Source organism: Blautia glucerasea, from assembly GCF_013304385.1.
GTDB lineage: Bacteria > Bacillota > Clostridia > Lachnospirales > Lachnospiraceae > Blautia_A > Blautia_A ammoniilytica.
Window position 1 is genome coordinate 65,077 of record NZ_JAAITU010000001.1, and the last position, 24,840, is coordinate 89,916.

The following is a 24,840-nucleotide window of genomic DNA, read 5'->3' on the forward strand; positions in this document are numbered from 1 at the left end:
ATAGGAGAAAAATGAAATACGCACATATAGTAAGAGCAATATTTCTGGAAAGACCCAATCGTTTTATTGCAATTGTGGATATCCAGGGACAAAGAGAAACTGTTCATGTAAAGAATACAGGCAGGTGTAAGGAATTGCTGATTCCGGGCACAGAAGTGATTCTGGAGAAAAGTGACAATCCGGCACGGAAGACAGCATATGACCTGGTCTGTGTTTATAAAGGACACAGACTGATCAATATGGATTCAGCAGCACCGAATCAGGCAGCTGCAGAGTGGATACGGGAGGGAGGACTTTTTCCAGAAAAAGTAAGTGTGACAACTGAAAAAACTTTCGGTAATTCCCGTTTTGATATTTATGCAGAATCAGAAAAAAGAAAAGCATTTATAGAAGTGAAAGGTGTTACTCTTGAAGAAAATGGTGTGGTACGTTTTCCTGACGCACCTACCATAAGAGGGGTAAAGCATGTGGAGGAACTGATCCAATGTCTTGAAGAAGGATATGAGGCCTATCTTCTTCTGGTGATTCAGATGGAGCAGGTGCTTCGATTTGAACCAAACTGGAAAACACACCAGGCATTCGGAAGGGCGCTTGTGAAGGCACAGCAGGCAGGTGTGAAGATCCTGGCAAGAGAGTGTATTGTAACACCAGATGAGATGAAGATCAACAGTAAGGTGCCGGTTTTCTTGGAGGAGAGCAGTGAGTGAGCAGACAGTGAAAAAAGAAATTGTGGAGCCGCTTCTTACATGGTATAATGCAGTTAAGCGCAATTTACCATGGCGTGATAAAGATAATGCATATTATACCTGGGTATCTGAGATTATGCTTCAGCAGACAAGGGTTGAGGCAGTAAAGCCTTATTTTAATAGATTTATCAGCAGATTGCCAGATATCCAGAGCCTTGCCATCTGTCCGGAAGAAGAGCTTATGAAGCTGTGGGAAGGGCTTGGATATTATAGCAGGGTAAGGAATATGCAAAAGGCGGCAATTCAGATAGTGGAGCAGTATGACGGGCATTTGCCAAAGGATTTTGAGAAGCTTTTATCCTTAAAAGGGATTGGCCGGTATACAGCCGGGGCAATTGCTTCCATTGCTTACAGGATTCCTGTTCCTGCTGTGGATGGAAATGTGCTCCGGGTAGTGACAAGGCTTACAGAAAACCCACAGGATATTATGAAGACGGCAGTCCGTACAGAGATCGAGAAGCAGTTATCTGACATTATTCCAGTGCTGGCACCAGGGGATTTTAATCAGGCATTGATGGAGCTTGGAGCTATGGTCTGTGTACCATCAGGCTCACCTAAATGTAATATTTGTCCGGTAAAAGAGTTCTGCCGGGCATATATAAGCGGCCATCAGGAAGCATACCCTGTTAAAGCAAAGAAAAAATCAAGATCCATTGAAGAGAGGACAGTTCTGGTTATCCAGGATGGCTGCTGCACAGTACTGCGGAAGCGACCAGGGAAAGGGTTACTGGCCGGGCTTTATGAATTTCCCAATAGGCTGGGATACTATAGCAGAACACAGGTCCTGTCCTATGTGAGAGATTTGGGGTTGGATCCCTTATACATCCGTGAACTTCCTGATTCCAAGCATATCTTTTCTCATATTGAGTGGAGAATGAAAGCTTATCAGATCAAGGTGGCTTCATTGGACGGAGAAATGACACAGGACTTTTTCTTTGCAGGACGAGAGGAAACACAGCAACATTATGCCATACCGTCTGCATTCGGGGCATATTTAAAATATTTGAGAGAAGCGTAATGATCTGGCAGACAGTATTTTGCACATAATTGCCAGGACGCTGAACAGTTATCTTAAAATATCATAAGTTACAGGTGAGGAGAATTTTATGAAGTTATTAAGTATTGCTATTCCGTGCTACAATTCAGAGGCTTATATGGAGAAATGTATCAATTCTCTCCTTTTGGGGGGAGAGGAAGTGGAGATCCTGGTCGTGGATGATGGTTCTAGTGACAGGACTGCACAGATCGCAGATGAGTATGCAGAAAAGTATCCTACTATTGTACGTGCCCTTCATCAGGAGAACGGCGGCCATGGTGCAGCGGTAAATACCGGACTTAAGAATGCTACAGGGCTTTATTTTAAGGTGGTTGACAGTGATGACTGGGTGAATCGTGAATCCTATGAGAAGATTCTCCATACTCTGGAAGAATTGGTCAAGGGGTCCCACACAGTAGATCTTCTGATCAGTAACTTCGTTTATGAGAAGCAGGGAGCTGTCAAGAAAAGAGTGATGCATTATAGACATTGCTTTCCTACAGAAGAAGTTTTTACCTGGGATCAGGTAAAGCATATGCCAAAAGGCAAGTACCTGCTGATGCATTCACTGATCTACAGGACAAAGCTTCTGGTTGACTGTGGATTAGAGCTTCCCAGACATACCTTCTATGTGGATAACATTTTTGCATTTGATCCTCTTCCCTATGTGAAGACCATGTATTATGTGGATACTAATTTCTACAGATACTTTATAGGCCGGGATGACCAGTCTGTTAATGAAACAGTAATGATCCGCAGGATCGACCAGCAGATCAGAGTAAATAAGCTGATGGTGGATTCTTATACAAAGCATACGTCCATGAACAAAAGAACCAGAAAGTATATGATCAGTTATCTGGATATTATTACCACTGTTTCTTCTATTATGCTGATCCGTTCAGGCACAGCTGAGGCACTGGAAAAGAAGAAAGAGCTTTTAACATATATCAAGGATACCAACAGATCACTGTATTCAAGGCTGCGTTTTGGCCTGATGGGGAATTTCATGAACCTGCCGGGAAGAGGCGGAAGAAAGATCTCTGTGGCAGCTTACAAACTGTGTCAGAAATTCTACGGATTTAACTAAGAGATGCATTACAGACATGAGACAGAGTCTGTACCTGCATAAGATAAGGCAATAAGAGAGATAATGAAAGGGCTGCAACCCGGAGTGCAAAGGCATTCTTGATCCGGTGTTGCGGCCCTTATAACATACTGTGGAATCAGAATTTCCTGTGTTTTTCTTTGCTGATGCTTTCAAAAACAACTTTCTTGTGTGCACGTACAGTAGTCTTTTGCGGATAGAAAAACAGATATCCGAAAAGCGCAAGAGTGGAACCAAGGCACACATCGATTACAGAATGCTGCTTCAAAAACATGGTAGACATAATGATCAGTATGGTAAGGATCAGGGAACCGATCCGGACACCTTTACGATCTTTTAGTGACTGACAATTGGAAAGGGACATGTGAATCGCTAGAGAATTAAACACATGGATACTGGGAAGCACATTAGTAGGTGTATCTGTTCTGTAAATAAACTTTACAAGGTCTGTAAAAATATTATCTCTGGGAAATTCATGAGGTCTTAAGTGAAGTACATTGGGATACACATAAGATACGATCAGAAAAATAGTCATTCCCATCATTAGATTAAAAATCAGCTGATAATATTCTTTTTTGTTGTTGTTCTTAAAGATGAAGTACCATATGGTCATAATCATATATGGAAACCATAACAAGTATGGAACGATAAAGTACTCACAAAATGGTATGTAACTATCAAATACAGTATCGATCACATGATATTGATAACTGAATACAGTGCGGTTCTCCAGATAATTGAACGTGATCAGATATAGAAGCGCATAAATGGCGATCACAAGACCATGCCTGTATTTTTTAATGAATTTTATCATGTAAATTTATTCACTCCTTTTAAACGAAGAGATTATACCATAGGCATAATCACTTTTAAAGAATTGTTTTCAAGGAAAATGGAGATTTTATCGGAAATGCCACCGGATTCTCCGTCTTTGTGCACAGAAACCGGGGCACTGGTATTAATATCTATGCTTTTACAACGGAAAATATGTATGCCCTTGACGTGAACATGTTTACCGAAAAAGGCAGTAGGGAGCATCAGAAGAAGCTTCAGCTTGCTCATGCCTTCAGCTGTGATCACATCCAGCATACCATCCTGGGGACTGGCATCCGGACAGAATTTAAAACCGCCTCCTTCATATTTCTGGTTCATAACTGCAGTAAAATATACATTGTCATAGTGGTATATCCTGTCTCCATCCATATGTAACGTCATGGAGAAAAGATGAAGGAACATTAGCTTTTTTAAAGCTATAAAAAGATAGATCAGCTTGCCAAGGTGCAGACGGTTGAAAATCTTTTTGAAGGGAGTAGAAAGCACCTCCTGACATACTGCTGCGTCATATCCCATCCCGGCACTGATACCAAATCGGTATTTACTGCCCTCTGAAGAAATACAGGGAACATCCATCTTCATGATCCGATCCTGGCGGATAATGGAAGTAAGGGCCGCATCCGGATCCTTGGGAAGGGCCATGCCTCTACAGAAATCATTTCCTGAACCGGTGGGAATATAGCCGAAGATCACACTGCGAAGATCACTGATTCCGGTAAGTACCTCATAAATGGTACCGTCTCCGCCTACTGTCACCAGTGTTACAGGAGCATCTGGAGTACCAAGACTGCTGATTTGTCTGGAAAGAGTGGTGGCATGTCCTACGTGCTCTGTAAGATAACTGCGAAATTCAATATTCTGCTGAAGCAGCCGCGCCCGCAGGTTGTTCCAGATACACTTGCCCATGCCAGATCTGGATTTGGGGTTCACTATAAAGTAATACATTTTTCTCTCCCTGTGTTTACTGCTTTTTTATTATCCACTGATAGGTAAAATCATATGGATGCAGATCTTTTGATCCTGGCATCATAATAACATTGTAACATCTGATTTACAAATGGTTTTTTCTTTAGATTTATGAAAAAAGTGTAAAGTACAGAGTATACCCGGTGACTGCAGAGGCTGATAAGTTAGATGGCAAAAATCACAGAAAACGTTCTTTGAAGCCTTGCTGGAATTATAGCTGCGGATATGGTATACTGCAAAAAAGAGAGCTTGATCAGGGAGTGAGAGAATGAAGTCTTTAGTAATTGCAGAGAAACCCTCTGTAGCCAGAGATATTGCCAGAGTTTTGCACTGCGGTAAGAAGGGCAATGGGATGCTGGAGGGAGACCGATATATTGTTACATGGGCACTTGGACATCTTGTGACGCTGGCAGATCCGGAGGAATATGACCGCAAGTATGAAAAGTGGGAGATGGGCACCCTGCCTATGCTTCCGGAGTATATGCGTCTGGTGGTGATCCGGCAGACTGCCAAGCAGTTCGGGGCTGTGAAGACCCAGCTTTACCGAAAAGATGTAGACCAGGTGATCATTGCCACAGATGCAGGCCGTGAGGGGGAACTTGTAGCCAGGTGGATTCTTGATAAGACAGGGTGTACCAAGCCTATCCGCAGGCTGTGGATCTCATCCGTAACAGACAAAGCGATCAAAGAGGGATTTTCCAGCCTGAAGGATGGACATGATTACGATTATCTGTATCAGGCTGCAGCAGCCAGAGCAGAGGCAGACTGGCTGGTGGGCATCAATGGTACTAGGGCACTGACCTGCAAGTATAATGCCCAGCTGTCCTGTGGACGGGTTCAGACTCCTACGCTTGCCATGATTGCACAAAGGGAAGAAGAAATTAAAGAATTTGTACCAAAAGAATATTATGGACTGACCCTGACGGCAGGTAATATCCGATGGGCCTGGAAAGATTCCAAAAGTGGCAGCTTTCGTTCTTTTCAACAGGAAAGACTTGTAAAGCTGGCAAAGGAAGTTGCAAATACATCCCTTCAGGTGGTGTCTGTAGAGAAAAAGGCGAAAAAAACAATGGCGCCAGGTCTGTATGACTTAACAACTCTTCAAAGGGAAGCCAATCAGAAGTTTGGCTTTTCTGCGAAAGAAACGTTAAATATCATGCAGCGCCTTTATGAGAATCATAAGGTACTTACATATCCAAGAACAGATTCCAGGTATATAGGAAAGGATATCGTGCCTACTTTAAAGGAAAGACTGAAGGCCTGTGGTACAGGTCCTTACCGAAAATTGGCAGGTGCTTTGCTTACACGGCCTATTCAGGCAAGTACCAGTTTTGTGGATGACAAAAAAGTAAGTGACCATCATGCCATCATACCTACAGAGCAGTTTGTACAGCTGGATCATATGACCAATGAAGAACGTAAGATTTATGATCTGGTGGTCCGGCGTTTTCTGGCAGTTTTATATCCTGCAAGCCTGTATGAGCAGGTGACTATGGAAGGGAAGGCAGCAGGTGAGATTTTTACAGCAGGCGGCAGGATCATAAGAAGCTTGGGCTGGAAGGAAATCTATCAGGAGGGTTTTTCTGAAGAGGAAGATATGGATGATACTGCTCCCAGGGATCAAAAGCTTCCGGAGGTAAAGCAGGGGACTGTATTTGAAGCAGGACAGGTGACGATCACATCAGGAAAGACAAAGCCTCCGGCGAGATTTACAGAAGCCACTCTACTGGCCGCCATGGAGAATCCGGTAAGGTTTATGCAGACAAAAGACAAAGCTGCTGTGAAAACCATTGGTGAGACCGGAGGACTGGGCACAGTAGCCACCAGGGCAGATATCATTGAGAAGCTTTTTCATGCGTTCCTTATGGAAAAGAAAGGAAATGAGATTTATCTTACATCCAAAGCAAAGCAGCTGCTTAAGCTTGTTCCAGAAGATCTGAAAAAACCGGAACTGACAGCCAGCTGGGAGATGAAGCTGTCAAGGATTGCAAAGGGGCAGATGAAGCAGCACACATTTATGAAAGAAATCAGGGAGTATACCTGTGAAATCGTGGACGAGATCAAAGAAGGACAGGGAACCTTCAGACATGATAATCTGACAAATAAAAACTGTCCACGTTGTGGGAAGAAGCTTCTGGCAGTTACCGGAAAGAATGGAAAGCTGTTGGTCTGCCAGGACAGGGAATGCGGTTACAAAGAAACAGTTTCAAGAAATACAAATGCCCGTTGTCCTAAATGCCATAAGCGCATGGAAATGCTGGTAAAAGGAAAAGAAGAAACATTTGTATGTGTGTGCGGCTATAAAGAGAAGCTGTCTGCTTTTCAGGCAAGGAGGGCAAAGGAAGGTGCAGGCGTAAACAAAAAAGATGTACAGAAGTACATGCGCCAGCAGCAAAAAGAAAGCCAAGAGCCTGTAAATAACAGTTTTGCACAGGCTTTGGCCGGACTGAAACTGGATTAAGGATAAAGGATAGGAATTAAGATGCGCCGAGATGTATCACTGGAAGAGATTTCTGACGGAAAATTATATGGAACAAATGACATGGTAAAGGCAGACTGTCAGGATTGCACAGGCTGCAGTGACTGCTGCCAGGGAATGGGGGATACACTGGTACTGGATCCTCTGGATGTGTATCGGCTTGGCTGCGGTCTTGGGAAAAGCTGTGAGGAACTGGCTGCCATATGTATGGATTTTGATGTGGCAGATGGGAATATCCTGCCTCACCTTCGGATGACAGGAAGGGATGAGCAATGTGTTTTCCTGAACAAAGAAGGCAGATGCAGTATTCATCCTATACGGCCAGGGTTTTGCAGGCTGTTTCCTCTGGGACGATATTACCAAGATGGTGGTTTTCAGTATTTTCTTCAGATTCATGAATGTAAAAAGACTAATAGAAGCAAAATAAAAGTAAAAAAATGGATTGATACTCCTGATCTGAAACAATACGAAAAATTTGTAGCAGACTGGCATTATTTTCTTTTGGATGTACAGAAGGTTTTGTATGATGCACAGGATCCGGATCTGATTCGTAATCTGAATCTGTATGTGGTGAACAGTTTTTATCAGAAACCATATGATCCGCAGATGGATTTCTATAGTCAATTTTATCAGCGTCTGGAAAAGGGCAGGGAACTTTTAAAACTGGCAGATGATTAAATTGAAGAAAGAAACATAAAGAAAAGGGGAAGAAATGGGTGTGAATGGTAAGATAAGGATTGGAACCATCGGGACAGGTAAGATCGTAAGAAGATTTCTGGCAGGGGTTGCCAAGTGTCCGCTGATTGAATATCAGGCTGTTTATTCAAGAAGCGAAGAAAAAGCAAAGAATTTTGCGGCAGAATACGGGGTGGAGAAGTATTATACAACTTTGGAGGGGCTGGCTCAGGATCCTGATATTGATGGAGTATATATTGCAAGTCCCAACTTTCTTCATTGTGAGCAGGCTGTGTTTCTGATGGAGCATGGTAAGCATGTACTTGTCGAAAAACCTGTGGCAAGTAATGAAAGGGAATTGGAAAGGATGCAGCAGGCTGCTCAAAGAAACCATGTGGTATTTCTGGAAGCCATGCGTTCGATTTTTGCACCTGGCTATCAGGTAATACAGGAAAATCTGCCCAAACTGGGACAGATCCGCAGAGTAACACTTCAGTATTGTCAATATTCTTCCAGGTATGATAATTTCAAAAAAGGGATCATTGAAAATGCGTTTAAACCGGAATTGTCAAATGGGGCATTAATGGACATAGGAGTATACTGCGTGTATGCTCTTGTCATGCTGTTCGGAATGCCTGATAGGATCCAGGCACAGGGTGTCTTCCTTGAAAATGGTGTGGACGGAGCAGGTACTATTATCGGTATATATCCGGATAAACAGGCAGAACTGATTTATTCCAAGATTACGGACAGCAGTTCTCCCAGTCAGATCCAGGGAGAAAAAGCCAATATGCTGATCAGTGAGGTTGGTCGTGTGCAGGAGCTTACAATCTGCTACAGGAATGGAGAAACAGAACAGATTTCCATTGATCTGGATCCGGATGATATGGTCTATGAGGCAGGCATATGGGCAGATTGTATTCTTAATCATAAAGAAACAAAGGCTTATGATCAGTATTCCAGAATGGAAATGAAGCTAATGGATGAGGCACGTAAGCTGATGGGGATCTGTTTCCCAGCCGATCAAGGTATTTTGTAAAGACGATCAATCACAATTCAGCTGGCAGTATTTTATAGAAATACTGAACCGCTGAAAATCAGGAGTTTTGACAGTGGATCATAGATATATTTTTTATATGGCTGTGGGGTATCTGGCAGGAAGCATGCTTTTTGCACTGGAGTATCCCAAAATTTTTAAAGGAGTAGATGTAAGGCGTCTTTCAGAAGATGGCAATCCGGGAACCTATAATGCATTTGTATATGGAGGGATCGGCTGTGGGATCCTTACCTTGTTAAGTGAATTAGCAAAGGGCTTTCTGCCTGTATTTTTGTGCGGCAGACAGCTTGGCATGGATTCCCTTTGGTTTGCAGGGGTGATGGCGGCACCAGTGGCAGGACATGCGTTTTCGATTTTCCACCGTGGTAAGGGTGGAAAGGCTATAGCTGTAAGCTTTGGTGTGTTAGCTGGGCTGTTTCCAGTGTATTGTCCATTTATCAGTCTTGTGATCTTTTACCTTCTTTTTTCTCTGGTACTGCCTGTCAGATCTCATAGGAAAAGAAGCCTGATCACCTTTGCATGTGTAGGCTTGTCCTGCTTTTTTACCGCAGAACCGCCTGCTGTGCTGATAGGTGTGCTGCTCCTGTCCGGTATTGTGGCGTATAAGCACTGCATCTGTACAGAAGAGGAATCCAGGGAAGAGAAAGCTACAGTATGAATAAAAAGAAAGGGATCGCAGGATGAAAGCACTGATTTTATCATGTAATACAGGTGGAGGCCATAATTCGGCAGGACGGGCTGTTGCAGAGGAATTTGTTTCCAGGGGGGACGAGGCGTATGTGCTGGATTATCTTACCCTTGCAGGACAGGGAGTATCCAGGATCGTAGGGAACGGATATGTTCAGATCGTAAAGAAAACTCCAAAGCTTTTCGGAGTGGCGTACCATTTGGGAATGCTGGTCAGCAGGCTGATGAAAAAGTCGCCGGTTTATTACCTGAACGGCAGGATGGCCAGATATCTGGATGAATATCTTCAGGAAAATCCTGTAGATGTGATCATAATGCCACATCTGTATCCAGCAGAAACCATCACATACATGAAGCGTAAAGGAATGGAACTGCCCCTTACCGTTGCGATTATGACAGATTATACCTGCATTCCATTCTGGGAAGAAACAGATTGTGATTATTATACGGTTCCACATAAAAGGCTGATTCCATCCTGTATCCGCAGAGGACTTCCAAAGGAAAAGCTGATCCCTGTGGGGATTCCGGTGGCAGCTGCCTGTAGAAAGGATATCTCAAAAAAAGATGCCAGAAATAAACTGGGCTTATTAAGTGATGGCAGATATATTCTTGTGGCAGGAGGAAGTATGGGAGCCGGAGATCTGGCAAGGATCGTAAAGCTTCTTTTGGAAGAAACAAAAGAAGCACAGATTTTTGTGGTCTGTGGAAGCAATCGTAAGATTGAGACTGGTATGAAAAAAGAATTTCTAAAGGAAGAAAGAGTCCATGTTATCGGGTATACCAGTCAGATGGCGCTTTACATGAAGGCCTGTGATGTATTGTTTACAAAGCCAGGAGGTCTTACGTCTACAGAGGCTGCAGCTGTCCGGGTGCCTATGGTGCATACGGACCCTATCCCAGGCTGTGAAAGTGCAAACAGGAAGTTTTTCGTAAAGCTTGGCATGAGTGTTTCTGCGAAAACAGTGAAAGGGCAGGTTAAGCAGGGACTCTGCCTTTTAAATGACCAGAATATGGCATCAAATATGATGGAAAAACAGAAAGAAAACGTAGATCCTGACACTGCGTCAGGAATATGCGATTTTATTTACAAGAAGATCCAGCATGATCTCTCGGAATGCTGATTGATCATGCCTGCGAAACGCTGGCATTGAACTTTAAAAATTCATGGGTGTAAATCCTAAAGATGGATCTGAAAGCCTGATTTTACTGGGCTGAAGATTCCGAGAGATTATTTTTTATATTGGGGGGATAAAATGAAAATCAAACGATTTCTCATAGGGGCTTTTGTTGTTGTATGTATGATGTTTATGAGTAATTTTGTTGTCAGTGCTGCATCAAGTGGAAATTGCGGGAAAACCTGTACGTGGATATTGGATGATGAGGGAACACTGACAATCAGTGGAAGCGGCAGAATGACAGATTATTCAAAAGACATGTATCATGATATTCCATGGTACAGTCATATAACAGAGATTAAGAAAGCTGTGATAAATGGACCTGAAACTATTGGGGATCGTGCATTTTTCTATGCCGGAAATATGGAAGAAGTAATAATTGGCAGTTCAGTAAAGTCAATTGGAGAAGCAGCATTTACGGGCTGCACATCTCTGTCAAATATAGATATTCCATCTAATGTTACGAAGATATTTTCTTCTGCATTCAGTGGATGCAGGGGAATTACGAAACTTACGATTCCTGATACAGTTACATTATTGGGTTCAAAGGTTTTTGAAGATATGAATTCTCTACAGGAACTTACAGTGCCTTTTATAGGAACCGCAGCAGACAACCTTGGACATCTTGGCTGGTGGTTTCAGTCTACAACAACAAAAGTGCCTGGTTACACATGGACGAGGTATGATGGAAAATATTATCTGATTCCCACAACTCTGACCAAAATAACCGTAACAAGCTGTCGTGTAAGACCATACGGTTTTAACAATTGTGACTTTGTAACAGACATAAGTAAAAAGAATCACACTGGCGGCAGGGCAACCTGTACATCACCGGCAGTCTGTGAAGTCTGTCGTCAGACATATGGTGAGAAAGATGCATCAAACCATACAGGAGAAACTGAAATAAAAAATAAAAAGATTGCAACGTGTTTGGAAGCAGGGTACACAGGGGATATTTATTGTAAAGGATGTAAGAAACTGCTTGAAGCCGGAACAGAGACAAAAGCCCTCGGTCATGATATGACAAGAATAGTTTCAGAGAAAGTTGAGCCGACCTGTGAGGTGGATGGAAAAGAAGCGGTGATCGGTTGTTCAAGGTGTAATTATACAGAGGGTGGAATAATCCTCAAGGCATTTGGTCATATCTGGGATGTGGGTAAAATAACAAAAGAACCTGATGAGGATTCAGAAGGTATAAAAATATACACCTGTGAGAAATGTAATAAGACAAGAACGGAGCCTATTCCTAAAAAAGAGTCAACGCAGAGACCGCAGCCATCACAGCCGGTGCAGCCAACACAGCCGGTGCAGAAACCACAGCCAACACCACAGCCAACACAGAAACCACAGCAGTCACAGTCAAATGTTGGAAGAGTTGACGATAAGAAGACCGGAAAATATATAATTACAAATGCAGTGAAAAAAGAAGTGGCTTTCATTACTCCGGTGAGTAAAAACAGGAAAACATTTATAATCCCGAATACTGTAAAAATAAACGGTATGACATATAAAATTACGCAGATTGCGGATAATGCGTTCAGAAACAATAAGAAAATAACAAAAGTAACAATCGGAAACAACATCAGGTCAATTGGAAATAATGCTTTCAGAGGCACAGCCAGACTGAAAACAGTTGTTATCGGCAAGAATGTATCAAAGATTGGTTCTTATGCATTCAGTGGCTGCAAGAAACTGAAAACAATTATAATCAAAACCAGAAAGCTGACTGCAAAAACAGTTTCCGAAAAAGCATTTAAAGGTACACCTAAGATAACTACGGCAAAAGTACCTGGAAATAAAATGAAGACATACAAAAAACTTTTGAAAGAGAAAGGCCTTAACAGCAAAAGAATTGTAAAAGGTTAAGAAATATATAACAATATAAAATTTCTCTTGATTTAAAATCAATAGACAGAAACTAAGAATGCTGCATGCAGGATGGAGTCCTCGAAGCAGGTCCAAACTTGGAATATTTTGGTAGTCGGCATGGCTGCCGCAATTCTTAATTTGGACTGAAGATTTCAAAAAATTATCAGCAGAAAAAGGAGGAAACAAATGAATCCAGTATATGAAAAATTATTAAGATGCTATGAAAGTGTAAAGGAAAAAGTAGATTTTAAACCAAAAGCAGCCCTTATACTGGGCTCTGGACTTGGTGAGTATATTCAGGAAATGAAAGTGGTACAGACATTGGATTACAGCCAGATCCAGGGATTTCCCGTATCAACAGTGCCTGGTCATAAGGGTCGCTTTGTTTTCGGATATGTGGGGGATGTGCCTGTAGTGGCAATGCAGGGAAGGGTTCACTATTATGAAGGCTATTCTATTTCCGATGTGGTTCTGCCTACAAGGCTGATGAAGCTGATGGGTGCGGAAGTACTGTTCCTTACGAATGCGGCAGGTGGCGTAAACTTTGATTTTAAAGCAGGGGATTTGATGATGATCACAGATCAGATAGGATCTTTTGTGCCATCTCCTTTGATCGGGCCGAATATTGATGAACTAGGGCTTCGCTTCTGTGATATGAGTCATGTGTATGATCTTGATCTGCAGCAGGTGATCCGAAATGCTGCCGGTAAGCTGGGAATCGATCTTAAAGAGGGCGTTTATATCCAGCTGACAGGTCCTGCATTTGAAACACCGGCAGAAGTACGTATGTGCCGTACCCTGGGAGCAGATGCGGTTGGTATGAGTACTGCCTGTGAGGCCATCGCAGCGAACCATATGGGTATGAAGATCTGTGGGATTTCCTGTATTTCCAATCTTGGCTGTGGCATGACAGAGAATCCGCTTACCCATGAAGAGGTACAAGAAACAGCAGACAGGGTTGCACCGCTGTTTCGCAGCCTTGTTACAGAAAGCATTAAGGCTATGGGAGAAATCCTGCTCGACTTGAATATTATATGATTATTGATAAATGCCGGGAGGCAGTGTAAAGCGGTTAATTAAAGGAGGAATAGTATTAATGGAACAGACAAGCCAGAAAGTGGATATGGATCATGTACGACTGTCAGAAGACGGCAGGTATGTAGTGATCCTGGATCAGTCAAAGCTTCCCAATCTTGCTGAGTATCTTACATTAGAGACAGCGGAAGATATTTATGAAGCAATCTTTCATCTGCGGGTGAGAGGTGCTCCGGCTATTGGAATCTGTGCAGGATATGGGATGTACTGTCTGGCCCAAACGATTGATACAGACAGCTTTGACACTTTTTATCAAAAACTGAGAGAGTATGGAGAGTATCTGAACAGCTCCCGTCCTACGGCTGTGAATCTTAGCTGGGCGATCAACAGGATGGAACAGACTGCATACAAGCATAAAGAACTTCCTGTTAAGGAGATTGTAAAGCTTCTTGGAGAAGAATGCAAAAAGATTCATCAGGAAGATATTGCCATGTGTAAGAAGATCTCCCAGTATGGGCTAAGTCTTATTAAAGATGGTGATGGGATCCTTACCCACTGTAATGCAGGGCCGCTTGCAACATCCAGGTACGGTACTGCCCTTGGTCCATTGATCCTTGGGAAAGAACAGGGCATGAACTTCCATGTATTTGCAGATGAGACCCGTCCGCTGCTTCAGGGAGCCAGACTGACCAGCTATGAACTGGATAAAGCTGGGATCGATGTTACACTGATCTGTGATAACATGGCGAGTATGGTGATGAAAAAGGGCTGGGTACAGGCCTGCTTTGTAGGCTGCGACCGTGTAGCTGCCAATGGAGATACGGCCAATAAGATCGGTACCAGCGGTGTGGCAATCCTAGCAAAGTATTATAACATTCCATTTTATGTGCTTGGACCTACTTCAACGATTGACATGAACTGCCCTACAGGAGAACAGATCAAGATCGAGGAAAGAAATCCGGACGAGATCAAGAAGATGTTTTATAAGCAGCCTATGGCTCCGGAATCTGTAAAATGTTTCAACCCTGCTTTTGATGTAACAGATCATACGCTGATCGCCGGAATCGTTACAGAAAAAGGAATCTGCAGAGCACCTTACGAAGAAAGCCTGGCTGCACTTTTTGGAGAGGAAAAGGAGGATGACTGATGAATACCCGTTTTTATAATGCCAGGATCCTGGATAAGGATTTTCAGATCATCCAGGGAGAACTTCATGTGGTAGGCAACAGGATTGCTTATATAGGTCCTGAAAAAACACAGGATGCTTATGGGGAAAATGCCTGGGATAGAGAGATTGATGTAAAAGAGAACCTGCTGATCCCTGGGTTTAAGGATGCACATACCCATTCAGCCATGACCTTTCTTAGGTCTTTTGCAGATGACCTGCCTTTGCTGGATTGGCTGAATAAGCAGATTTTTCCCATGGAAGCTAAGTTAGTGCCTGAGGATGTGTATCATCTGTCAAAGCTGGCGATCCTGGAGTATCTTACCAGTGGGATCACTTCTAACTTTGATATGTATTTTTATCCTGAGCAGATCGCAAAGGCAAGTGTAGACTGTGGATTCCGTACAGTTCTGGTATCTCCTATGAATGACTTTTCATCCAGTCCAAGGGAGATGGAAGAGGACTACATAAAGTATAATGCGTATGATCCGCTGATCCGCTATTGTCTGGGCTTTCATGCAGAATATACCACAAGCCAGGACCGGCTGAAAGAAGTGGCTAGACTTGCACAGAAATATCAGGCACCTGTGTTCACCCATAATTCTGAGACAGAAGCAGAGGTACGTCAGTGTATCGAAAGAAATGGTGTTACACCAACCCAGTATCTTGACAAACTGGGTGTGTGGGAGTATGGCGGAGGTGGTTATCACTGCGTATATATGACCCAGGAAGATTTGGACATATTTAAGAGAAGAAAGCTGTATGTGGTGACAAATCCTGGCTCAAATACCAAGCTTGCCAGTGGAATCGCTCCTGTACAGAAAATGCTGGATCTGGGCATTCCTGTGGCTGTTGGTACAGACGGACCGGCTAGCAACAACTGCCTGGATATGTTCAGGGAAATGTTTCTTGTCACCGGACTTGCGAAGCTGCGTGCAAAAGATGCTTCCGCTGTAGGGGCAGATCAGGTTCTTAAAATGGCTGTATCAGAGGGAGCCAGATGCTGCGGTCTGGACGATTGTGACTGCCTTGCAGAAGGAAAACTGGCAGATCTTGTTATGATCGATCTTCACAGGCCGAATATGCAGCCTGAGAATAACCTGGTAAAGAATCTTGTATACAGTGGAAGTAAGGAAAATGTAAAGCTTACTATGGTTAATGGAAGTATTCTTTATGAAGATGGGTTATTCAGCATAGGAGAGGATCCGGAAGAGATTTATGCAAAGGCAAATGAGATCATCCGGAAATACAGAGCATGAAGGTAATTGCACACATCCAGAATGATTTCCCATCAAAGTTCGGGATTCCTCATCAAAGTGGAAGGATCAGGGAATTGAAGGCGAAGATTGTATTTGAACCGGAATACAGAAAGCCAGAGGCATTTCGCGGATTGGAAGAATACACATATATCTGGCTGATCTGGGAATTCTCACAGGCTGTGCGGGATGACTGGTCTCCTACGGTCCGGCCTCCAAGGCTTGGTGGAAATATACGAAAAGGAGTTTTTGCCACAAGATCCCCTTATCGGCCCAATCCGGTAGGCCTTTCGGCTGTAAAACTGGAAAAGGTGGAATATACAAAGGAACTTGGGCCTGTACTGTATGTTTCAGGAGCAGATCTGATGAATGATACTCCCATTTATGACATAAAGCCCTATCTTCCTGAGGCAGACAGCCATCCGGAGGGCAGGGCCGGCTTTACAGAAAGAATACAGGATCATAAGCTGGAAGTGGATTTCCCAGAGGGGCTGTTAAGAAGAGTTCCAGAAGAATTGCGAAAAGCGCTGGTGGCTGTGCTGGCAGATGATCCACGACCAGGCTACCAGAAAGACCCTGACAGGGAATATGGCATGGCATTCGGCAGACAAGATATCCATTTTAAAGTTGTGGGAAATATTCTGACAGTGCTGGATGTGACAGAGAGCATAAACAAGAAGCCCAAGGAAAAGTAAAAACAGTTGCGCTTGTGTGACTTTAAATCTTGGAAACTGTGATTTTAATCTTAAAAGAAGTACTTGCAAATTTTGTTACTTTTTTTTACAATAGCGTCAGTGCATTATAAAAAGCAGCGAGGAGTAATTACTATTATGAAAAAAGTTGTAAAATTTGGAGGAAGCTCTCTTGCCAATGCGGAACAGTTCCAAAAGGTAGGGGAGATCATCAGAAGCGAGGAAAGCCGCAGATACGTTGTACCTTCTGCACCGGGAAAGCGTTTTGACGGAGATACAAAGGTAACAGACATGCTGTATTCCTGCTATGAAGCTGCTGAAGCAGGCCAAGAATTTGACGGAAAGCTTCAGGAGATCAAGGAGCGTTTCCAGGAGATCATCCGGGGACTTTCTCTTGAACTTTCCTTGGATAGTGAATTTGAGCAGATTGCGGCTGATTTTTCAGCACATGCAGGGAAAGAGTATGCTGCATCAAGAGGAGAATTTCTCAATGGTAAAGTAATGGCAGCCTATCTTGGTTATGAGTTTGTGGATGCTGCAGAAGTGATCCGTTTTGATAAGAACGGGGTTCTTGAGGCTGAAAAGACTAATAAGCTTCTTGGAAAAAGACTGGCAAAATGTGAAAAAGCAGTTATTCCAGGGTTCTACGGGGCTGAGGATGGCGGGAAGGTACGGACCTTTTCAAGAGGTGGTTCAGATGTGACAGGATCTCTTGTTGCAAAGGCGATCATGGCGGATATGTATGAGAACTGGACAGATGTATCCGGATTTCTGGTAACAGACCCAAGGATCGTGGATAATCCGGCAGTGATCGAGACGATTACCTATCGTGAACTTCGTGAGTTATCTTATATGGGAGCAACGGTTCTTCATGAGGATGCCATCTTTCCTGTAAGAAAAGAAGGGATTCCCATTAATATCCGTAATACCAACCACCCGGAGGACAAGGGCACATTCATTGTAGAAAGTACCTGCAGAAAGCCTAAGTATACCATTACCGGTATTGCAGGAAAGAAAGGCTTCTGTTCTATCAACATTGAAAAATCCATGATGAACAGTGAGATCGGATTCGGACGTAAAGTGCTTCAGGTATTTGAAGACCAGGGCATCAGCTTTGAGCATATTCCGTCAGGCATTGATACGCTCACCGTTTATGTGCATCAGGATGAATTTGAGGAAAAGGAACAGCAGGTGATCGCAGGGATTCACCGGGCTGTATCTCCGGATTTTGTGGAAATGGAGTCAGATCTGGCATTGATCGCCGTAGTAGGACGGGGAATGAAGTCCACCAGAGGAACTGCCGGAAGGATTTTTTCAGCATTAGCACATGCTAATGTAAATGTTAAGATGATCGATCAGGGTTCCAGTGAGCTGAATATTATCATTGGTGTGGAAAATAGAGATTTTGAGACTGCAATAAAAGCAATTTATGATATTTTTGTTCTTACTCAGATGTAAAAGAAGAGGGCTGCCGTAACAGGCAGTTCTTTTTTTGTCTTTTTATGTTCGTCCCGTTTTATAGCCTTGACTGTAAAGAACATTTGTTCTATTATAGCGATACGAACAAATGTTTGCAGCAATCAATGGAGGAAAGGTACGGGACAGGTTATGGTAATTCAGGAATCAATGGGACTGATGGAGAAGCTGAGGATACTGGCAGATGGAGCCAAGTATGATGTGGCTTGTACTTCCAGCGGTGTTGACAGGAGTGGCAGTTTTGAAGGGATGGGCAACAGCATTGCTGCCGGGATCTGCCACAGCTTTTCTGCTGATGGGAGATGTATCAGCCTTTTAAAGATCTTATATACCAATGAATGTGTATATGATTGTAAATACTGTGTGAACAGAGCTTCTAATGATGTGGTCAGGACTAGCTTTACTCCGGAAGAAGTATGCAGCTTAACTATGGAGTTTTACAGACGTAATTATATTGAGGGATTATTTTTAAGCTCCGGAGTCAAGGGAAGTCCTGATCATACCATGGAAGAGCTTTGCAGGACTGTACAGCTTTTAAGAACAAAGTACCATTTTCATGGCTATATTCACCTGAAGGCTATTCCGGGGGCATCGCCGGATCTGATCCGGCAGGCAGGATATCTGGCAGACAGAATGAGTGTGAATCTGGAACTGCCTACAGCAGATGGGCTGAGACGGCTTGCTCCCCACAAAAGCAGACAGACTATTTTAAGACCTATGCGGCAGATACAGCTCCAACGGGATGCCAGTAAGGAAGAACTGACCTTATTTAAGCATGCACCACAGTTTGTGCCTGCCGGCCAGAGTACTCAGATGATCATAGGGGCATCTGGGGAGAATGATTACCAGATTCTGTCTGTGGCAGAGTCTCTTTATCAGAAATATTCATTAAAAAGAGTATTTTATTCAGCTTTTGTTGCAGTGAATAAAGACAAAGCCCTTCCGGCAGTGTATACCAAGCCCCCTCTTTTAAGAGAACACAGGCTATATCAGGCAGACTGGCTGCTGCGGTTTTACGGATTTAAGGCTTCTGAGCTTTTATCTGAATCCAGACCTGATTTTGATCTTCAGCTGGATCCAAAGTGCAACTGGGCAATACGCCATCTGGAATATTTTCCGGTGGAGATCAATACAGCCGGGTATTATCAGCTCCTTCGGGTCCCTGGGATCGGTGACAGATCTGCCAGGAGGATTGTAGGCGCAAGAAAGACGCATTCTCTGGATTTTACCGATTTACAGAAGATCGGAGTAGTTCTGAAGCGTGCATTATATTTTATTACCTGCAATGGCAGGATGATGTACAGGACTAAGCTGGAAGAAGATTATATTATCCGGAATATAACAGATGCCAGGAGACCAGAGCAGCTTCTTTACAGTACCTGCCGGCAGCTTTCTTTTTTTGACCGAGAAGAGGATGGGATTGAGAGGAGGTATGCTTTGTGAATCAGGAGAAGACAGTGTTTATCTGCGAGGATAGTACAGAGGGGATTTTTACGGCTGTATATGACGGATGGATGGAAGCTAAAAAGGTGCAGATTCAGATCCGTACCTGTGAGCCGGAGAATATGGAACTTTTTACCAGATTACATCATGTACGGTCAGACAGCGAGAAAGCCGGGCGGGTAACGAGAACTATTCTGAAGAATCTGGGATCTGCCGTCTGCCAGGATTTGTGGTATGCAGCAGCCTCTTCGGATCCGGATCGTGGAACTGCGGTTTTTTATACTCTTTATAAGTCTTTTTTCCATGGAAAGTGGGATCCCGGCATCATGGAAGATGTAGCAGATGCTTATGTGGGACAGGTATCACGATTAAGAACCAGAGTCTGGAGAGAATTGCATCATTACTATGGATTTTTAAGGTTCAGGGAAATCGGCGGTCAGGTACTTTTTTCTGAAATAGAGCCTGCTAATGATATCCTGGAAATGCTGGGCACACATTTTCAAGACCGTTTTCAAGGCGAGAACTGGATGATTTATGATAAGAAAAGAAAAAAGGCAATGATACATCCTGTGCAGTCTGCCTGCACTGTGATTCAGAACGTACAGCCTAAGGTGACAGACCAGACGCCGGGAAATCCGGAGATTTATGAAGATTTGTGGAGGGTATTCTGCAGTGCTATTACTATTCCGGAAAGGAAGAATACAGCACTTCAGCAGCAGCTTCTGCCTTTGAAATACAGAAGGAACATGGTGGAATTTACATAATGTATGTGTTACAATATCCATCAGCAAAGCGGATATAACTATCCGGCTTGACTATGTGAGAGGGCAAGAGATACTGTATCAGAATGAAAATGGCTAAACCTGTATTTCGTATTTCAGTAAGGAACCTGGTAGAATTTATTTTAAGAAGCGGTGACATTGATAACCGGCACAGTGTATCGGATAAGGAAGCCATGCAGAAAGGAAGCCGCATCCATCGCAAGATACAGAAAAGAATGGGGGCCGGTTATCAGGCTGAGGTCAGCCTGAAATGGAAAACAGAATATGAAGATCTGATCATCCTTGTAGAAGGGCGGGCTGACGGGATTTTTACGAAGGATGATATTACAGTTATTGATGAGATAAAAGGGATCGCATCAGATCCGGAGCAGATGGAAGCACCGGTTTTGGTTCATAAGGCCCAGGCAATGTGTTATGCCAGGATGTATGGGGAGATGGAATCTCTGGATCAGATTGATATCCAGATGACTTATGTGAACCTTGATACAGAACAGATACATAGATTCGGTGAGTCATTTATGCTGGAGGAACTAAAAGACTGGTATCAGAAACTTCTTGACCGTTACCACAAATGGGTTTCTTATCAGCTTCAATGGAAAGAGCTGCGGAATCACTCCATGCAGGATCTTGAATTTCCATTTCCGTACAGAGATGGGCAGAGGCAGATGGTTAGTAGTGTCTACCATGCCATATCTGCGGAAAAGCAGATCTTTATCCAGGCACCTACAGGTGTGGGGAAGACCATATCCACCATTTTTCCGGCAGTGCGGGCAGTGGGGGAAGGACATGGTGAGCAGATATTTTATCTTACTGCCAAGACGATTGCCAGAACCGTAGCAGAAGAGACTTTTTCATTTTTGAAGGAAAAAGGTCTGAAGTTTAAGGTGATCACTTTGACTGCCAAGGAAAAAATCTGTTTTCAGGAAGAAACAGAGTGTAATCCAAAGGCCTGCCCATATGCTAAAGGTCACTTTGACCGGATCAATGAATGTGTTTATGAGTTATGGACCTCCGGACACAGCTATGACAGAGATTCGCTCCAGGATCAGGCAAGAAAATGGCAGGTGTGCCCTTTTGAGATGAGCCTGGATCTGGCTTTATGGGCAGATGGCGTGATCTGTGATTACAATTATGTATTTGATCCCAATGCCAGATTGAAACGGTTTTTCGGGGAAGGTGTTTCAGGCGATTATATATTTCTTATAGATGAAGCACATAATCTGGTGGAGAGAGGGAGAGAAATGTACAGTGCTTCTGTCTGCAAGGAAGAAGTGCTGGAAGTACGAAAGAAAGTAAGGGAAAAGGCTCCGACTTTGGCAAGAAGCCTGGACAAGGTAAATCGTCAGTTGTTATCCATGCAAAAAGAATGTGAAGGCTATCAAATACTGGAGAATGCAGGAATGATACCACTTGCTATGTTGAGAGTTTTCGGAGAACTGGAGAAGTTTATGGAAGAATCGGAAAATCAGGAACTGTCAGATCAGATTCTGGATTTCTATTTTTCAGTAAGGGATTTTCTTAATATTTCCGAATTAGTAGATGATAACTATGTGGTTTATACAGAGAACAGTGAGGATGGGAAGTTCCGCCTTCATTTGTACTGTGTAAATCCTGCAGGGAATCTGAATGCTTCCCTTGAAAAAGGAATAAGCACAGTTTTCTTTTCCGCAACGCTTCTTCCTATGATTTATTACAGAAAGCTGTTAAGTGTACGTTCGGATGATTATGGAATCTATGTCAGGTCGCCTTTTAGTAAAGAACAAAGGTGTATCCTTACAGGTGTGGATGTGAGCAGCCGGTATACTAGGAGAAATTACAGTGAATACAGACGGATTGCAGAGTACATAGCCAGAACAGTATGGAAGAAAAAAGGTAATTATATGATCTTTTTTCCATCATACCGGCTTTTGCAGGACGTATATAATGTTTACGAAGAAGAATTTTCTGTGGATTGGGTTAGAACAGTATGTCAGAATCCTGGCATGGGTGAAAGGGAGAGAGAAGCCTTTCTTCAGAATTTTGATATACATGACTATACGTTCGCTGCTTTTTGCATTATGGGAGGCATTTTTTCTGAGGGAATCGATCTGATTGGAGATAAGTTGATCGGTGCAGTGATCATTGGTACAGGACTGCCCCAGGTTAGTATCAGAAGGGAGATCCTGAGAGAATATTATACAGATAAAGGGGAGAACGGGTTTGATTATGCATATCGCTTTCCTGGTATGAATAAGGTACTTCAGGCAGCAGGCAGAGTGATCAGGACCAGGGAGGATACAGGTGTGATACTGCTTTTAGATGAACGTTTCGCAGACAGAAAATATGGTGAATTGTTCCCAAGGGAATGGGATGACAGACAAAGCTGCAGCCTGGCTACACTGGAGGGCAAGCTGGAGGGATTTTGGAAAGCACTTGACAGACCGAAAAATTAGGGTATACTTTTGTTATATTTTTAGCATGGGAAAGTTTATGAGTTTATAGGTTTTTCGGTGAAAAAAGTGATTATACACATACAAAACAGGAGGTAATCTCATGTGCGGAATAGTTGGATATATTGGTGACAAGCAGGCAGCACCTATTTTGCTGGATGGTCTTTCAAAGCTGGAATACAGAGGATATGATTCTGCAGGGATTGCTGTCTTTGACGGACAGGAGATCCAGATCAAGAAAACCATGGGCAGACTGAAAGTTCTGGAGGAACTTACGCATGGCGGCGAAACTATGAAGGGTTGCTGTGGGATTGGTCATACCAGATGGGCAACCCACGGCTGTCCTTCAGATGTGAATGCACATCCTCATTTTAATAAGGATCATTCCATTGCAGTAGTACATAATGGCATTATTGAGAACTATGCCAAATTAAAGAAAAAACTGGAAAATAAAGGCTATGAATTCCAGTCTGAGACAGATACAGAGGTACTGGTACATCTGCTTACAGATTATTACAAGGGAGATCCGATAGAGGCAATCGAGAGAGTGATGCATAGAGTAGAAGGCTCCTATGGACTGGGGATCATGTTTAAGGATCATCCCCATCATATTTATGCAGCACGTAAAGACAGTCCATTGATCGTAGGTGCAAGCAGCATGGGCAATCTGATCGCATCAGATGTGCCGGCTATCCTGAAATACACCAGAAGTGTATATTATATGGAGAATGAAGAGATTGCATGTCTTTCCGGAGAGAATATACATTTTTATAATATTGATGGCGAAGAGATCGAGAAAACACCTACAACCATTAACTGGGATATTAATGCAGCTGAAAAGGGCGGTTATGAGCACTTTATGCTGAAAGAGATATACGAAGAGCCTAAGGCAGTGAGAGATACCATCAGCCCCAGATTAAAAGACGATGATGTAGTGATCGAGGAGCTTGGGATGACAGATGAGGAGATACGCAGCATCCGTAAGATTGATATTGTTGCCTGCGGTTCTGCCAGCCATGTAGGTATGACTGCTAAATATGTGATTGAAAGCATGGCCAGGATTCCGGTAGAAGTAGATGTGGCAAGTGAGTTCCGTTATCGTGAGCCTATCTATGAAGATAATATGCTAGTGATCATTATCAGCCAGTCAGGGGAAACAGCTGATTCGCTGGCAGCACTGCGTGACGCAAAGAATCATGGAGTAAGAACACTGGGTATCGTTAATGTAGTAGGAAGCTCTATTGCTAGAGAAGCAGATAATGTAATGTATACATGGGCAGGCCCGGAAATTTCCGTTGCCACTACCAAAGCGTACAGTGCACAGCTTGCAGCTATGTATCTGCTTTCTATGAAATTTGCCAAAGTAAGAGGCATGCTCACAGATGAAGAATTTGCACAGCTGAGAAGTGACCTGATTCAGCTTCCAGATCAGATTGAATCCCTGTTTGGCATGAAAGAGAAGATTCAAAAATTTGCCAACCGTTATCTGGCTGCCGGTCATATGTTCTTTATTGGCCGTGGGATCGATTATGCCATTGCAATGGAAGGATCCCTGAAGCTGAAAGAGATCTCTTACATTCATTCAGAGGCATATGCGGCAGGAGAATTAAAGCATGGAACGATTTCCCTGATCGAGGACGGTACCCTTGTTGTTGCAGTAGCCACACAGGAGAAGCTGTATCCGAAAACGATCAGTAATATTGTGGAAGTAAAGACCAGAGGCGCTTTTGTAATGGCTCTTACCAATTTGGGACATACAGATATTGAGAAAAATGCAGATTATGTGATTTATATTCCAAAGACCAGTCAGTATTTTACCAACTCACTGGCCATCATTCCACTTCAGCTGTTCGGATACTACGTTTCCGTAGGCAGAGGACTGGATGTGGATAAGCCCAGAAATCTGGCAAAATCCGTAACTGTGGAGTAGGGA

General features: G+C 43.2%; 20 protein-coding genes. 18 read left to right on the top strand and 2 right to left on the bottom strand.

Going from position 1 to position 24,840, the window contains the following annotated elements:
• Positions 1-11 precede the first annotated feature (11 nt).
• The 3 genes from sfsA to G5B11_RS00330 all read left to right on the top strand — a co-directional run bounded on the left by sfsA (position 12) and on the right by G5B11_RS00330 (position 2,869).
• Complete coding sequence (gene sfsA / locus G5B11_RS00320; RefSeq protein ID WP_173726435.1) at positions 12-707, top strand: DNA/RNA nuclease SfsA; 696 nt, start codon at positions 12-14, stop codon at positions 705-707.
• Positions 700-1,764 (top strand): A/G-specific adenine glycosylase, encoded by a 1,065-nt coding sequence (gene mutY, locus G5B11_RS00325; protein WP_330603017.1) that lies wholly within the window; start codon positions 700-702, stop codon positions 1,762-1,764. The genes sfsA and mutY overlap by 8 nt, the downstream gene beginning before the upstream one ends.
• An 88-nt stretch (positions 1,765-1,852) precedes the next feature.
• Positions 1,853-2,869 (top strand): glycosyltransferase family 2 protein, encoded by a 1,017-nt coding sequence (locus G5B11_RS00330; protein ID WP_173726436.1) that lies wholly within the window; start codon positions 1,853-1,855, stop codon positions 2,867-2,869.
• A 136-nt stretch (positions 2,870-3,005) separates the two neighbouring features.
• Here G5B11_RS00330 and G5B11_RS00335 read toward each other — a convergent pair whose 3' ends face one another.
• Positions 3,006-3,701 (bottom strand): phosphatase PAP2 family protein, encoded by a 696-nt coding sequence (locus G5B11_RS00335; protein ID WP_173726437.1) that lies wholly within the window; start codon positions 3,699-3,701, stop codon positions 3,006-3,008.
• Positions 3,702-3,733: 32 nt separating this feature from the next.
• Complete coding sequence (locus G5B11_RS00340; protein WP_173726438.1) at positions 3,734-4,666, bottom strand: diacylglycerol/lipid kinase family protein; 933 nt, start codon at positions 4,664-4,666, stop codon at positions 3,734-3,736.
• Between the two features lie 289 nt (positions 4,667-4,955).
• Here G5B11_RS00340 and G5B11_RS00345 point away from each other — a divergent pair, with 289 nt between their 5' ends.
• From G5B11_RS00345 to glmS, 15 genes are all read left to right on the top strand, one after another.
• On the top strand, positions 4,956-7,148 hold the full coding sequence (locus tag G5B11_RS00345; protein ID WP_173726439.1) for a DNA topoisomerase III: 2,193 nt from the start codon (positions 4,956-4,958) through the stop codon (positions 7,146-7,148).
• Between the two features lie 21 nt (positions 7,149-7,169).
• On the top strand, positions 7,170-7,844 hold the full coding sequence (locus tag G5B11_RS00350; RefSeq protein ID WP_173726440.1) for a YkgJ family cysteine cluster protein: 675 nt from the start codon (positions 7,170-7,172) through the stop codon (positions 7,842-7,844).
• 40 nt (positions 7,845-7,884) lie between these two features.
• Positions 7,885-8,880 (top strand): Gfo/Idh/MocA family protein, encoded by a 996-nt coding sequence (locus G5B11_RS00355; RefSeq protein WP_330603018.1) that lies wholly within the window; start codon positions 7,885-7,887, stop codon positions 8,878-8,880.
• Between the two features lie 73 nt (positions 8,881-8,953).
• Positions 8,954-9,556 (top strand): glycerol-3-phosphate acyltransferase, encoded by a 603-nt coding sequence (locus G5B11_RS00360; RefSeq protein WP_330603019.1) that lies wholly within the window; start codon positions 8,954-8,956, stop codon positions 9,554-9,556.
• A 22-nt stretch (positions 9,557-9,578) separates the two neighbouring features.
• Positions 9,579-10,706: an MGDG synthase family glycosyltransferase gene (locus tag G5B11_RS00365; protein WP_173726442.1), complete on the top strand. Its 1,128-nt coding sequence runs from the start codon at positions 9,579-9,581 to the stop codon at positions 10,704-10,706.
• A gap of 132 nt (positions 10,707-10,838) precedes the next feature.
• The gene (locus G5B11_RS00370; protein WP_173726443.1) at positions 10,839-12,626 is read left to right on the top strand and encodes a leucine-rich repeat protein; all 1,788 of its coding nucleotides are present in this window, start codon (positions 10,839-10,841) and stop codon (positions 12,624-12,626) included.
• Positions 12,627-12,815: 189 nt separating this feature from the next.
• Entirely contained in the window at positions 12,816-13,667 is an 852-nt protein-coding gene (locus G5B11_RS00375; RefSeq protein WP_158420634.1) for a purine-nucleoside phosphorylase, read from the top strand.
• A 58-nt stretch (positions 13,668-13,725) separates the two neighbouring features.
• Positions 13,726-14,811, top strand: coding sequence for an S-methyl-5-thioribose-1-phosphate isomerase (gene mtnA / locus G5B11_RS00380; protein ID WP_244092871.1), 1,086 nt, complete (start codon positions 13,726-13,728; stop codon positions 14,809-14,811).
• Entirely contained in the window at positions 14,811-16,088 is a 1,278-nt protein-coding gene (locus G5B11_RS00385; RefSeq protein ID WP_173726444.1) for an amidohydrolase, read from the top strand. The genes mtnA and G5B11_RS00385 overlap by 1 nt, the downstream gene beginning before the upstream one ends.
• Positions 16,085-16,780, top strand: coding sequence for a tRNA (N6-threonylcarbamoyladenosine(37)-N6)-methyltransferase TrmO (tsaA, locus tag G5B11_RS00390; RefSeq protein ID WP_158420636.1), 696 nt, complete (start codon positions 16,085-16,087; stop codon positions 16,778-16,780). Before G5B11_RS00385 ends, tsaA begins: the two co-directional genes overlap by 4 nt.
• Positions 16,781-16,915: 135 nt before the next feature.
• Positions 16,916-18,235, top strand: coding sequence for an aspartate kinase (locus tag G5B11_RS00395; RefSeq protein ID WP_173726445.1), 1,320 nt, complete (start codon positions 16,916-16,918; stop codon positions 18,233-18,235).
• Positions 18,236-18,385: 150 nt separating this feature from the next.
• On the top strand, positions 18,386-19,696 hold the full coding sequence (locus tag G5B11_RS00400) for a putative DNA modification/repair radical SAM protein (RefSeq protein ID WP_173726446.1): 1,311 nt from the start codon (positions 18,386-18,388) through the stop codon (positions 19,694-19,696).
• Positions 19,693-20,460 (top strand): TIGR03915 family putative DNA repair protein, encoded by a 768-nt coding sequence (locus G5B11_RS00405; RefSeq protein WP_173726447.1) that lies wholly within the window; start codon positions 19,693-19,695, stop codon positions 20,458-20,460. Before G5B11_RS00400 ends, G5B11_RS00405 begins: the two co-directional genes overlap by 4 nt.
• Before the next feature lie 83 nt (positions 20,461-20,543).
• Positions 20,544-22,910 carry an ATP-dependent DNA helicase gene (locus G5B11_RS00410; RefSeq protein WP_173726448.1) on the top strand — a complete coding sequence of 789 codons (2,367 nt, stop codon included), beginning with the start codon at positions 20,544-20,546 and terminating at the stop codon, positions 22,908-22,910.
• Between the two features lie 100 nt (positions 22,911-23,010).
• Positions 23,011-24,837, top strand: a complete 1,827-nt coding sequence (glmS, locus tag G5B11_RS00415; protein ID WP_158420641.1) for a glutamine--fructose-6-phosphate transaminase (isomerizing) — start codon at positions 23,011-23,013, stop codon at positions 24,835-24,837.
• Positions 24,838-24,840 lie beyond the last annotated feature (3 nt).

Bases quoted from the DNA above. Each gene is read 5' to 3' on its own strand.
- sfsA (WP_173726435.1), top strand. From the start codon at position 12: ATGAAATACGCACATATAGTAAGAGCAATATTTCTGGAAAGACCCAAT.
- G5B11_RS00330 (WP_173726436.1), top strand. From the start codon at position 1,853: ATGAAGTTATTAAGTATTGCTATTCCGTGCTACAATTCAGAGGCTTAT.
- G5B11_RS00335 (WP_173726437.1), bottom strand. From the start codon at position 3,701: ATGATAAAATTCATTAAAAAATACAGGCATGGTCTTGTGATCGCCATT.
- G5B11_RS00340 (WP_173726438.1), bottom strand. From the start codon at position 4,666: ATGTATTACTTTATAGTGAACCCCAAATCCAGATCTGGCATGGGCAAG.
- G5B11_RS00345 (WP_173726439.1), top strand. From the start codon at position 4,956: ATGAAGTCTTTAGTAATTGCAGAGAAACCCTCTGTAGCCAGAGATATT.
- G5B11_RS00350 (WP_173726440.1), top strand. From the start codon at position 7,170: ATGCGCCGAGATGTATCACTGGAAGAGATTTCTGACGGAAAATTATAT.
- G5B11_RS00365 (WP_173726442.1), top strand. From the start codon at position 9,579: ATGAAAGCACTGATTTTATCATGTAATACAGGTGGAGGCCATAATTCG.
- G5B11_RS00370 (WP_173726443.1), top strand. From the start codon at position 10,839: ATGAAAATCAAACGATTTCTCATAGGGGCTTTTGTTGTTGTATGTATG.
- G5B11_RS00375 (WP_158420634.1), top strand. From the start codon at position 12,816: ATGAATCCAGTATATGAAAAATTATTAAGATGCTATGAAAGTGTAAAG.
- mtnA (WP_244092871.1), top strand. From the start codon at position 13,726: ATGGAACAGACAAGCCAGAAAGTGGATATGGATCATGTACGACTGTCA.
- G5B11_RS00385 (WP_173726444.1), top strand. From the start codon at position 14,811: ATGAATACCCGTTTTTATAATGCCAGGATCCTGGATAAGGATTTTCAG.
- tsaA (WP_158420636.1), top strand. From the start codon at position 16,085: ATGAAGGTAATTGCACACATCCAGAATGATTTCCCATCAAAGTTCGGG.
- G5B11_RS00395 (WP_173726445.1), top strand. From the start codon at position 16,916: ATGAAAAAAGTTGTAAAATTTGGAGGAAGCTCTCTTGCCAATGCGGAA.
- G5B11_RS00400 (WP_173726446.1), top strand. From the start codon at position 18,386: ATGGTAATTCAGGAATCAATGGGACTGATGGAGAAGCTGAGGATACTG.
- G5B11_RS00410 (WP_173726448.1), top strand. From the start codon at position 20,544: ATGAAAATGGCTAAACCTGTATTTCGTATTTCAGTAAGGAACCTGGTA.
- glmS (WP_158420641.1), top strand. From the start codon at position 23,011: ATGTGCGGAATAGTTGGATATATTGGTGACAAGCAGGCAGCACCTATT.